Origin of the sequence: Rhizobium sp. P38BS-XIX (assembly GCF_012641435.1) — a bacterium.
Lineage (GTDB): Bacteria > Pseudomonadota > Alphaproteobacteria > Rhizobiales > Rhizobiaceae > Rhizobium.
In genome coordinates this window covers 152,598-163,747 of record NZ_JABAIJ010000011.1, presented here as the reverse complement: position 1 = coordinate 163,747, position 11,150 = coordinate 152,598, and the positions used below count along the sequence as shown (strand labels likewise).

At 59.0% G+C, this 11,150-nt stretch carries 10 protein-coding genes; 3 read left to right on the top strand and 7 right to left on the bottom strand.

Translation table 11 applies throughout. The annotated features are described in order from the left end of the window. Positions 1-21: 21 nt before the first annotated feature. The 5 genes from HGP17_RS27800 to HGP17_RS27780 form a co-directional block, all read right to left on the bottom strand. The gene (locus tag HGP17_RS27800) at positions 22-942 is read right to left on the bottom strand and encodes an SMP-30/gluconolactonase/LRE family protein (protein ID WP_168814051.1); all 921 of its coding nucleotides are present in this window, start codon (positions 940-942) and stop codon (positions 22-24) included. A gap of 32 nt (positions 943-974) precedes the next feature. Then, positions 975-1,925, bottom strand: coding sequence for an ABC transporter permease (locus HGP17_RS27795; protein ID WP_168814049.1), 951 nt, complete (start codon positions 1,923-1,925; stop codon positions 975-977). Further along, positions 1,922-2,866 carry an ABC transporter permease gene (locus HGP17_RS27790; protein ID WP_168814047.1) on the bottom strand — a complete coding sequence of 315 codons (945 nt, stop codon included), beginning with the start codon at positions 2,864-2,866 and terminating at the stop codon, positions 1,922-1,924. Before HGP17_RS27790 ends, HGP17_RS27795 begins: the two co-directional genes overlap by 4 nt. Continuing rightward, the gene (locus HGP17_RS27785; protein WP_168814045.1) at positions 2,863-4,353 is read right to left on the bottom strand and encodes a sugar ABC transporter ATP-binding protein; all 1,491 of its coding nucleotides are present in this window, start codon (positions 4,351-4,353) and stop codon (positions 2,863-2,865) included. Before HGP17_RS27785 ends, HGP17_RS27790 begins: the two co-directional genes overlap by 4 nt. Positions 4,354-4,434: 81 nt before the next feature. Further along, entirely contained in the window at positions 4,435-5,451 is a 1,017-nt protein-coding gene (locus HGP17_RS27780; RefSeq protein ID WP_168814043.1) for an ABC transporter substrate-binding protein, read from the bottom strand. 297 nt (positions 5,452-5,748) lie between these two features. Here HGP17_RS27780 and HGP17_RS27775 point away from each other — a divergent pair, with 297 nt between their 5' ends. The 3 genes from HGP17_RS27775 to HGP17_RS27765 all read left to right on the top strand — a co-directional run bounded on the left by HGP17_RS27775 (position 5,749) and on the right by HGP17_RS27765 (position 9,354). After that, positions 5,749-6,987 (top strand): sensor histidine kinase, encoded by a 1,239-nt coding sequence (locus HGP17_RS27775; RefSeq protein WP_168814041.1) that lies wholly within the window; start codon positions 5,749-5,751, stop codon positions 6,985-6,987. Then, a complete protein-coding gene (locus HGP17_RS27770; RefSeq protein ID WP_168814039.1) occupies positions 6,984-7,715 on the top strand; it encodes a response regulator transcription factor in 732 nt (243 codons plus the stop codon). Before HGP17_RS27775 ends, HGP17_RS27770 begins: the two co-directional genes overlap by 4 nt. A 106-nt stretch (positions 7,716-7,821) precedes the next feature. After that, positions 7,822-9,354, top strand: coding sequence for an altronate dehydratase family protein (locus HGP17_RS27765; protein WP_168814037.1), 1,533 nt, complete (start codon positions 7,822-7,824; stop codon positions 9,352-9,354). Between the two features lie 76 nt (positions 9,355-9,430). Here HGP17_RS27765 and HGP17_RS27760 read toward each other — a convergent pair whose 3' ends face one another. Then, positions 9,431-10,345, bottom strand: coding sequence for a dihydrodipicolinate synthase family protein (locus tag HGP17_RS27760; RefSeq protein ID WP_168814035.1), 915 nt, complete (start codon positions 10,343-10,345; stop codon positions 9,431-9,433). Between the two features lie 80 nt (positions 10,346-10,425). Continuing rightward, positions 10,426-11,136, bottom strand: coding sequence for a FadR/GntR family transcriptional regulator (locus HGP17_RS27755; protein ID WP_168814033.1), 711 nt, complete (start codon positions 11,134-11,136; stop codon positions 10,426-10,428). Positions 11,137-11,150 lie beyond the last annotated feature (14 nt).

The window sequence follows — 11,150 nt, the reverse complement described above, 5'->3', positions numbered from 1 at the left end:
GACGCGCTAATCATGGTCCAATCAGGGAAGTTGGACGCCACACGCCGCTGTATAAACGCGATACAGTGATCGTGTTGCCGCGATAAACAACTGATTTCGGCGTGGACCGCCAAAAGTCAGATTGGCAACTGTCTGCGGGATCTTGATCTTGCCGATCAGCGCGCCATCCGGCGCGAAACAATGAACACCGTCACCGGCGCTGGTCCAGATGTTGCCGTCCATATCGGCTCGGAAGCCATCTGGAATGCCCGCATCGATGTTGCAGAAGACCCGTCCGTTCGCGAGTTTGTAACCGTCGATAACGTCGAAGACACGAATGTGCCTGGGGGCATCGATATCGTGGCTTGCGGCGGAGTCCGCCACATACAGCTTTGTTTCGTCAGGCGAGAAGGCTAGGCCATTCGGCTGACGGAAGTCGTCGACGACGACGTCGAGGGCGCCCGTCGAGGGGTCCAGTCGGTAAACGTTGCGGGTCGCCTGCTCCGGTTCTGCTTTATAGCCCTCATAATTCGACAGAATGCCGTAGGTCGGATCCGTGAACCAGATGGACCCGTCCGAACGAACAATGACGTCGTTGGGCGAATTCAGCCGCTTTCCCTTGTAGCTGTCGCCGAGGACGGTGATAGAGCCGTCGGTCTCCGTGCGTGTGACGCGTCTTGTCCCGTGCTCGCAGGAAACGAGCCGCCCCTGCCGGTCGCGCGTATTGCCGTTGGCAAAGTTTGAGGGTGCACGGAAGATGGAAACCGTGCCGCCCGGCACCCAGCGCAGCATCCGTTCGTTGGGAATATCGCTCCAGATCAGGCATCCCATATCCGCGAACCAGACGGGCCCTTCCGCCCAGCGGCAATCGCCGTAAAGCTCCTCCAAACCTGCGCTTGGCACCACAAGGCTCCGGAAACGCGCGTCATAGATTTCGTAGATGGACTGAGCCTCGATTGGCATCACGATTTTCCTGCAGAATTTATTGGGGGACTTCAGCGACCGCCCACAGGGCGGCCACCGGCAACGAGGATGACGGCGATGATGATGACGCCGGTCAGGACAAGGCGTGGGCCTGCGCCGAAGCCATAGGTGTTCAGCATGGACACGACGAGGAACATGAAGAGCGACGCGCCCCAGATGCCCGGCACGTTTGAATCACCACCGGCGACGGCCGTGCCGCCAATAATGACGACGGCGATCGACATCAGCAGATATTCGGCGCCCATGTTCAGGGCCGCACCGCCGGAAAAACTGGCAAGAAGGTAGCCGCAGATCGACGCAAGGACCGCGCAGAGCATGTAAGTCGCAAGCCTTGTGCCGTCGACCGGAATACCCGCCATACGCGCCGCAAACATGCTCTGGCCGATTGCCGATATCCAGCGCCCATAGATCGTCTTTTCCAGGAGCAGCCAGGCAACCGCCGAGAGCACCAAAGCGACGATGGCCACATTTGGAACGCCGAACAGGCCCGACGTGGTGAAGTCGGCCAGATATTCGGGCGGCTTGATGCGCAGTCCGCGATTGCTCCAGATCGCCGTCGATTGAATGATAAAGCTCATTGAAAGTGTGGCAATAATCGGTGGAATGCGCAGCAGTTTGATCAGCGCATAATTGCCGATGCCGATGCCGATGCCGATTGCGACCGACACCAGCAGGCCCGGCACGATCATGCTGTCTTCGACATTCATCAGTTTTAGCGCAATGGTGCCGGCGAGCGTCATGGTGGCCGGCACCGACAGGTCGATATTGCCTGGACCCAGCGTGATGACGAACATTTGCCCGATGCCGACGATCACGGAGAACGCAGCGAAGGTGAGTGCCGCCTGCGACAAGCCAACGGAACTTGCGCCGCCGGTGAATATGACGGTGACGATCCAGACGATGATGGCTGCGATGAAGGACCAGATCCATGGTTTGCGGGCAAGCGCGCGAAAAGCGATCATGATTGTTTCTCCCGCTTTTCAACGCGGTTGAGCAGGAGCCTCAACGCCAGCACGATGATCAGGATCGCGCCCTGGGCGCCGATCTGCCAGTCCGGCGAAATCCGCAGGAACGACAGGAATGAACCAGCTAAAGTCAGCGTCAGCGCGCCGATCACGGCACCCACAGGCGAGACGCGCCCTCCGGTAAACTCGCCGCCGCCGAGGATGACGCCGGCAATCGACAGCAACGTATAGCGCAGCGCGATATTCGCATCCGCAGAGGTTGTCAGTCCGACGAGAGCGATGCCGGAAAGTACGGCAAAGAAGCCTGCCAGCGCGTAGGCTGCCGCACGAAGGCCGACCACGGACCAGCCCGCGCGCTGCAAAGACCGTTGATTGCCTCCGACACCGCGGATCAGCACGCCGAAAGCAGAACGCATGACGAGTAGATGCGACACCAAGGCGATTGCGACACTGGCGATGATGGCCATCGGGACCAAGGGAGGTTTCGACGTCATCAGCCAGCGAGCCCAATCGGGAGCTGTACCGCCCGGCGCCGGCAGCAGGAGAACGGCCAGACCGCCCCAGACAAAGCTCATGCCCAGTGTCACCACGATCGATGGCAGATCTCTGACGTAGATGACGATACCGATCGCGGCGTAAACGGCAATTGCGGCCAGAAGGATCAGGATGCCGATGACGGGGGAGGATTGCAGATAGGTTGCAGTCACGCAGGCCGTGAAACTGACGAATGTTCCCATCGACAAATCGAGGTCGTTGACCGACATGATCATCATCTGCGCAATCGTTGCCAGCGCGATGGGCACTGCGAGATTGAAAAGCAGATTGAGGCCGACGTAGCTCATCGCGCGCGGCTGCAGGTAAAAGACCGCGACGAGAAGCACGCCGAGCGAGAGCGCAGGGATCAGCAGGCGCAGGGTGGCGGAGGAAGGACGCATCATGCGCCCTCCCCGGCAAAGGAAGCCGCGAGCACATTGTCCTCCGTGATGTCTTCCCCAGTCAGTTCAGACACGATGGCGCCATCGCGAAAGACATACGCGCGGTCGCAGAGGCGAATTTCATCCATCTCGGTGGAATACCAGATGAACGTGCGCCCGCGCGCAGCTTCATCATTGAGGATTCGGTAGACCTCTTGCTTGGTGCCGATGTCGACGCCCCGCATGGGATCGTCCATCAATACGATCGGGGCGGTGGTCGCCAGCGCACGGCCGAAAAGCACCTTTTGCTGGTTGCCACCGGAAAGCGATAGAATGCCGTTGCCCATGGTAGGCGTACGGATTTCGATGCGACTTTTCCAATCGGCTCCGAGCGTATCTTCTTTTCCGCGATCGACGATCGACATCCGCGAGAGATCGCCCAGGGACGCAATGCTGAGGTTCTTTAAAATGCTCCAGAGCGGAAAGGTGCCGTTAAGGCTTCTGTCGCCGGCGACGAACGCGATGTTGTCCTGTCCACTCGGCAGCCAGTTTCGGGATAGGGATCGGTGCAGATCCAGCAACATGTCTGTCTGGCCGTGACCGGCAAGTCCCGCCAGCCCGATCACCTCGCCCTTGCGGGCTGTGAATGCAAGTCCTTTTCCGGCCCGTGCCGGTAAGGCCAAAAGTGCCGGAGCGGAAGCGACCTCGGTCGTTTTGCGCTTGCGATCCTGTTCCTTGACGACGCTACCCATCGCCTGAACAAGGCTATGCGCGGTAAAATCCTCCGCGGCTCGATCGGCAACAACACGGCCGTCCTTCATGACGAGGATGCGGCTTGCGGTCGACAAGATCTCGCCGAGAATATGCGAGATCAACATCACTGAACCACCGTTTCTTACGAAACTGCGCACATAGGTCATCAGTTGTTCGGCCAATCCAGCATCGAGCGACGAGGTGGGCTCGTCCAGGATCACGAGTTTCGGCTTTTCGCCCACGGTGCAGAAGGTAATAGCGATTTCCACCATTTGCCGCTCTGCGATCGATAGCTCGCCGACGGACCGCATCACATCGATCCTGTGACCTGAAAAGATCTCATCGAGTTTCGTACGGACGATCGAGGCGGCCTGCCGGCGCCAATTCCAGCCGGAGAGCCCGCGGTGAACGACGCGCATGTTTTCGACAACCGTCAAATTCGGCGCCAGCGACAGTTCCTGAAAGACGCAACGGATGCCGTGCGCGCGAGCTGCGTTGATGCCATGGGTTTTATCGTCACCCTCATAAGCAATGCTGCCCTCATGCGGGCTGAGGCCGCCATTGATGACATTGACGATCGTCGATTTACCGGCGCCGTTGTGGCCGACAAGACCGATGCACTCGCCGGCATGAACACTCAGATCGGCACCATCGAGCGCTTTCACCGCGCCGAAATGGACCTTGACACCGCGAGCAGAGACAACCGCCTGTTGCTCAGCACCCTGTTTCATCGAACCATCGTCTCTCGCTGCAATCATGGATCATCCGGTCGCGCTTTGCATTCGACCGGCCCCGCAGATTTATCGGCGGGACCGGTGTTTTTCGCTGACTGATTTTGGTTACTTCGCGGAGGCTATCACCTTCTTGGCATCATCGAGCGTGTACTCAACATTGGCGACACCACCGGCCTGCGTGGTGGCGAGATTGGCCTCGAGATTATCCTGATCGATGCGCAGGAATGGGACGACGAGATCCTTCTTCACATCCTGACCATCGAGGATCTGCTGTGCGACCCAGAAGGCAAGCGTAGACACGCCAGGCGCGATCGAGACGGACATCGTCTCGTAACCACTGGCGTCCTTCTCCTTCTTCCACCAGGCGAGTTCGTCCTGACGGTTGCCCATGACGATCGTTGGCATCGTGCGCTTGGCGGCGGCGAACGCCTGTGCCGCACCGTAGCCGTCACCGCCTTGGGTGACTACAGCTGCGATATCGGGAAGGCTTGGCAGGATACCGGCAACTGCACGCTGCGCGACATCCTGTGCCCAATCGCCATGAACCGAACCGACGATCTTGAACTGCGGATACTTGGCAACGCCCTCGTGGATACCCGCCGAAATTTCGTCATCGACGGAAACGCCGGCAAGCCCGCGAATTTCAAGGATATTGCCGCCCTTCGGCATCTTCTTGGCGAGATAGTCGATCTGGCTCGAACCCATGCCCTTGAAATCGACGGCAATACGCCATGCGCAAGGCTCGGTCACGATGCCGTCGAACGAGACGACGACGATCTTGGCGTCACAGGCTTCCTTGATGGCACCGTTCAACGCGGTCGGCGAGGCAGCATCGATGACGATCGCATCGTAACCCTGCAGGATCATGTTCTGGATCTGCGCAGCCTGCTCGGTTGCCTGGTTCTCCGCCGTGGTAAAGGGATCGGCAGCGGCAACGACACCCGTCTTCACCGCTTCGCCCGTCACCTTCTGCCAGCTCGTCAACATGGCCTGACGCCAGGAGTTGCCGGCATAATTGTTAGAAAGTGCGATTTTTTTGGATGACGTATCTGCAAATGCAGCACCCGGCGCAGCGACACATGCGATCACGGCGGATGCCAGAAGCATCTTGGCAATATTCATTTTTTCCTCCCAAAGAGCCTGAACTTCAACTTCCAGGTCAAGATTTCCGGACGCGCTCCTCAACGAACGTCGAAAATAATATTTGCACTGAAGGTTCCCCTGTCAGTAGAAGCAGGATGTCCGAGATTGTGACGCTTGTACAGGCGCTTAAGCGGCGAGACCTTGCGGGATCCCGCAGAAAAGATGCGCAAGCCCGCAAGACGAACGACATCGATCGGCGCTTAATAGCGTCAAGAATTCGCATGCTGCGAGCGACCGGAGGAGCAGAGGTCGACGCATTGCTTGGGAGGGCGTGTCTTGCGCGATCTGGCGCCGCAATTGGTCTTCGACCACTACCTCAACATCTCGCGGCTTCTCGCCGGTCAACTCGATTTCCACTCGGTTATCCAGTCGGTGGCTGCCGAGATCAGCCACGTTATTCCGCATGACCATCTCGATGTCTGCATCATCATGGTGGACGAGAAGTTTCACACAGCCTACGAGAGCGGAATGGAAACGGATTGGGGCAAGCGCTTTCCCGCCCCCGTGCACAATAGCCCGATCCGTTCACTCCTCTGGGGAGAAACCGACTATCTGCTGACGGATGATGCCTGGAGCGATCCGCAATTTCATTTTCAGGGCGCCTTTTCCCACCCGATCTTTCATCAATCGCTTCACAGCCGCCTGCACGTCCCCCTGAAGGTTCAGGGTCATGTTATCGGCGCCCTCTCCTGCTCGAGCCATCAGATGGGCTTCTACGACATGCAGGATGTCGAGAGCGCACGCGCGATTGCCGATCTGCTCGCACCGCACTTCTTCGCCATCCGCGCAGCCGATCAGGCTAAGCGATCAGCCATCATCGAAGCCGAGGCCCGCGCCCGCGAGGAGGGTCTGCGGCTCGGCGCGCTGAAACTCACGGAAGCGCTCGAGGCAGAAAGACAACGGATCGGCATGGACTTGCACGACCAGATCCTGGCCGATCTTACCCGTCTGTCCCGGCGGCTCGAACGTCTGGCCCGCCAAGCTGATGTCACGGGCGAGGCGCTGGAACCGCTTGTGCGTGGTCTGCAGCACAGCATGCATGACCTGCGCGAAATCATCGAGGAGGCGAAGCCGACAGTGCTGCAGCTTTTCGGCTTCGCTCAGGCGATAGAGAACCACATAGAGCGATCGATTCAGGAAAGCGGCGCAGCGCTTGAATGGGCGCTGCGCGACGAAACCGGCGGTGCGATCGACTGCCTCGAGCAGCCCGTTACCATCGCACTGTTTCGCATCGCACAGGAGGCGATCAACAATGCCATCCGCCATGCTCAGGCAGGCAATATCATGGTTCATCTGAAGGCCGCCGAAGGCAGCGTCACGATAGACGTCAGCGACGATGGCCTGGGCCTTGGAAACGCCCGCAGGCCATCCGGCGGCGGCATTGAAAATATGAGGACGCGAGCGAGGCTGATTTCGGCGCGTTTCGCAATCAAGGCTGCGACGGCGTCCGGCGGGACCCTTGTCAGCGTCAGTCTGCCGGCAAAACAGCCGTTTGCGGGAGGAGCGGCAGCATGAAGGTGCTGATCATCGAGGACGATCCACTTCATCGTTCCTACCTTAACGAAGCCGTACGCGCTGCCTTGCCCGAATGCGACGGTGTGCTCGAAGCCGAAAACGGCAATGCGGGCGAGAAGCTCGCACGGGACTGCAAATCGGCGCACGTCGTCATGGATCTGCAGATGAGTCCCCGCAATGGCATCGAGGCCGCGCGCACCATCTGGAAGGAGAGACCGGAAACACGCATTCTCTTCTGGTCCAACTATTCGGATGAGGCCTATGTCCGGGGCGTCTCCCGCATCGTGCCTGTCGGCGCCGTCTACGGTTATGTCCTGAAGTCCGCTTCAGACGATCGTCTGAAGCTTGCGCTTCGCAGCATTTTCATCGAGAGCCAATGCGTGATCGACCGCGAAGTGCGCGGTATGCAGCAAAAGAGCCTCGGCAATATGAACGGCTTCACGGAGGCCGAATACGAGATCCTGATCGACATTGCACTGGGTCTAACCGATCGTGCGATTGCACAAAGACGAAATCTCTCCGTCCGCAGCGTGCAGAACCGGCTGCAGCAGCTCTATGTGAAGCTTGGGGTCTATCAGCCCCCCGGCGGACAAGGCGATGATGGTGGATTTAATCTGAGGGCACGTGCCGTTGCCGTAGCGCTTTTGCGGAAGCTTTTGAACCACAGTGCATTGGAACGAGCGGAAGCGGATCTGGCCGTATGGCTCGCGCGCCAAACGTCGCCCTGATGAACAGAAGTTTTGCCTTGACGCCGATCATACTTGACGCTTTCTCGCCCGAATGATTGTTTATTGCAAGCAATAGCCATTTAATCCAACTTTACGGAATTTCCTTATGTCCGCCGCCGTCTCGCCTGTCATCCTGCTGAACACTATCGACGATGTGGCTGTCGCCCGCGCCATGATCCGTGCCGGAAGTCCGACCGGTATCGAAGGGTTGACCGCTGTCGATCAAATTCCGCGCGGCCATAAGGTGGCGGTGCGCGATATTCCGGCTGGCCGGGAAATCCGCAAATTCGGCCAGCCGATCGGCGTGGCAACGCAGTTCATCCCAGCCGGCGGTCATGTTCATCTGCAAAACCTCGCGGTGATTGAATCCGACCATCCCTACCAGTTCAGTGTCGACATCGAGGAACCCGGCATGTTGCCCCCGGAGAACTGTCGCACCTTCATGGGTTTTGATCGGGGCGCCGGAGGTATTGGCACGCGCAATTTCATCGGCATCATCACCACGGTCAACTGTTCAGCCACGGTGTCGAAATATATCGCCGAGCATTTCAATCGCACCGGTGGCCTTGACGGCTTTGACAATGTCGATGGTGTCGTCGCCCTTACCCATGGCGGCGGATGCGCAATCAACACACAATCCGAGGGCTATCGTTATCTGGCCCGTACGCTGCAGGGATATGCGCGTCATCCGAATTTCGGCGGCATCCTCATGATCGGCCTTGGATGCGAAACAAACCAGATTGCGCCAATCCTCGAGCACTACAAGCTTGAGGAAGGCAATCGTCTACGCACGATGACGATCCAGGATCTCGGGGGTACGCGCAAGACAATTGCCGCCGCGTCCGAAATGATCAAGGACATGCTGCCGGGTGTCAATTCTGCAAAGCGCACGGTTCAGCCGCTGTCCGGCATCAAACTCGCCTTGGAATGTGGCGGCTCCGATGGCTACTCGGGCATATCGGCCAATCCGGCTCTCGGCTATGCCTCCGACCTTCTTGTTAGGAACGGCGGCACGTCGGTTCTCGCTGAGACCCCTGAGATTTATGGTGCGGAGCACTTATTGACGCGTCGCGCAAGCACGCCCGCGGTTGCTGAAAAGTTGCTCTCTCGGATCGACTGGTGGCGCGATTATACCCGCCGCAACGGCGCGGAACTCAACAACAACCCATCCTACGGCAACAAGCTCGGCGGCTTGACCACCATCCTGGAGAAATCGCTGGGCGCCGTTGCCAAGGGCGGCTCCATGCCGCTTAAAGCCGTCTACGAATATTCCGAGATCGTCGATCAGCCCGGTTTCGTCTTCATGGATACGCCTGGTTACGATCCCGTTGCCGTCACCGGTCAAGTTGCCGGCGGCTGCAATGTGATTTGCTTCACGACCGGTCGCGGATCGGTGTCCGGCTTCAAGCCGGCGCCCTGCATCAAGATCGCCACGAACACCGAAATGTATAATCACATGCGCGAAGACATGGATATCAACTGCGGTGACATCGTCAGCGGCGAGGATACGATCGAGGCGGCCGGCGAACGGATCTTCGAAGACATCATTGCGGTTGCTTCCGGCAAGAAGACGTTGAGCGAAACCTTCGATTACGGCGATAATGAATTCGTTCCCTGGCAGGTCGGCGCCATCACCTGAGGCGGCTTTACGACGACTTCCCCATCATCTGACCAGAGGATCGCCCGGCTATGACGATCTTCTGTTTTCGTTCGACCTAAAAGGCATCGCCCGTTTCCCGCCAATCGCGAAGCAAGGCCAATAACGCCTGACGATCACCGGGGTCTAGCTGCGGTAACCCCGGGATGCGCACTGGCCCGACGTCGAGGCCGGAATTCGTGACGGCTTCCTTGACCACCGTGACGTTAGCGCCATTGCGGAACTTGGTACGCATGCGTTCAAAAGGTTCGAGCCGGGCGACGACGGATCGTGCCGCGGCAAAATCGCCCCTGGCCAAAGCCGCGTGAACGGCAAGCGACAGTTTCGGCGCCACGTTGACGAGGCCGGAGGTAAAGCCCTGAGCTCCTGCGGCAGTGAAAGTGGGCGCCCAACTTTCGGCGAGACCGCAAACGAAGAGCGCTCCTTTCGGATCGGACGCCGCAATTGCTCTTGAAAGCAGCATCAGATCGGTCGTTGCAAACTTGATGCCGACAATATTCGGATGACCGGCCAGGCGAACCATGTCCTCGACACCGAAGCCATCGGCCCTGACATAGGCGACAAGTGGCAAGGGGGACGCCTCTGCGAGGTTCCTGAAATAGTCGATTTGCGCAGCCGGCGCGGCAAATGGATCGACCGGCTGATGTGACATGACGGCAGACGCGCCAATCGCTTTGGCGTCCTTGGCCATGCGGATCGCCTCGTGCAGAGAACGACCGATGGCGGCCGTTACCGGCGCCTTATCGCCAACACCTGCCATGGCTGCTTCATGAACCCGGCTGATCTCCTCCGGCGTCAGAGCATAGAATTCGCCGGTATTTCCCGCAGCGACAATATTATGGATGCCAGCGGCCGCGACGCGCTCATAAACCTTGGCCGTCACCCGAGGCTCTATTTCGCCGCGCCCATCATAAGCGGTTACCGGAACGCCGGACACACCGGTCAACGCCTGCCGCATCGCCTCGATACTCATCTCTCCATCCTTCCCTTTTCATCGATCATCACGTGTGGCTCGACGTCCCAAGCGCCGTCTGACCAGCCTTTTGCGCCGCATCAGACGCCCTGAAACATCCGGGCACGTGCATTCAAGATATGTCGCTTCATGGCATCGTGTGCCTCGGCCTCCTGCCGGGCCAAAATGGCCTCGACGATAACGGCATGCTCATCCTGAACGCTGCGGATCTGTTCCGTCGTTCGCTGAAGGCTGAGGCTACGGGTTACCGTATGGCCGATTTCGAAATGCGGGCGGAAGAGTTGGCGAGCGGTGACGTGAAACTGGTTGCCGGTCGCCATGGCAATCGCCTCATGAAGCGCCAGATCCTCCACGGCTCCAAGCATCCCTGCATTGAGGCACCGCTCGATCCCATGGAGCGAGGCCATGATGCGCTCTCTATCCTCCGGCTGCCAATTGCGCGCGGCAAGCTCCGCCGCTTCGGCTTCCAGCCCTGCTCGGAACTCGAAAAAGCGCTGAATATCGGCGAGCGATCCCACCGCGACCATGCTCAGGACAGACGAGTCCGGCCGTTGTCGCACATAGGAACCGGATCCCTTGCGCGAGACGATCAGGCCATCGACGCGCAGACGCTCCAACGCATCGCGGACAACCGGGCGCGAGGCAGAAAACATCTCGGCAAGCACGGCTTCTGATGGCAGACGCTCGTTCAGTGCAAACCGCCCGTCGACAATCATGGCCACGATCTTCTCGTAAATGATATCACCGAGGCGAACGGAGGTTGTAACGGCTTCTTTCGCCAACGCGACCATCAACAACTTCTCTC

Coding starts and splice junctions, on each gene's coding strand:
- HGP17_RS27800 (WP_168814051.1), bottom strand. CDS start 942: ATGCCAATCGAGGCTCAGTCCATCTACGAAATCTATGACGCGCGTTTC.
- HGP17_RS27795 (WP_168814049.1), bottom strand. CDS start 1,925: ATGATCGCTTTTCGCGCGCTTGCCCGCAAACCATGGATCTGGTCCTTC.
- HGP17_RS27790 (WP_168814047.1), bottom strand. CDS start 2,866: ATGATGCGTCCTTCCTCCGCCACCCTGCGCCTGCTGATCCCTGCGCTC.
- HGP17_RS27785 (WP_168814045.1), bottom strand. CDS start 4,353: ATGATTGCAGCGAGAGACGATGGTTCGATGAAACAGGGTGCTGAGCAA.
- HGP17_RS27780 (WP_168814043.1), bottom strand. CDS start 5,451: ATGAATATTGCCAAGATGCTTCTGGCATCCGCCGTGATCGCATGTGTC.
- HGP17_RS27770 (WP_168814039.1), top strand. CDS start 6,984: ATGAAGGTGCTGATCATCGAGGACGATCCACTTCATCGTTCCTACCTT.
- HGP17_RS27765 (WP_168814037.1), top strand. CDS start 7,822: ATGTCCGCCGCCGTCTCGCCTGTCATCCTGCTGAACACTATCGACGAT.
- HGP17_RS27760 (WP_168814035.1), bottom strand. CDS start 10,345: ATGAGTATCGAGGCGATGCGGCAGGCGTTGACCGGTGTGTCCGGCGTT.
- HGP17_RS27755 (WP_168814033.1), bottom strand. CDS start 11,136: ATGGTCGCGTTGGCGAAAGAAGCCGTTACAACCTCCGTTCGCCTCGGT.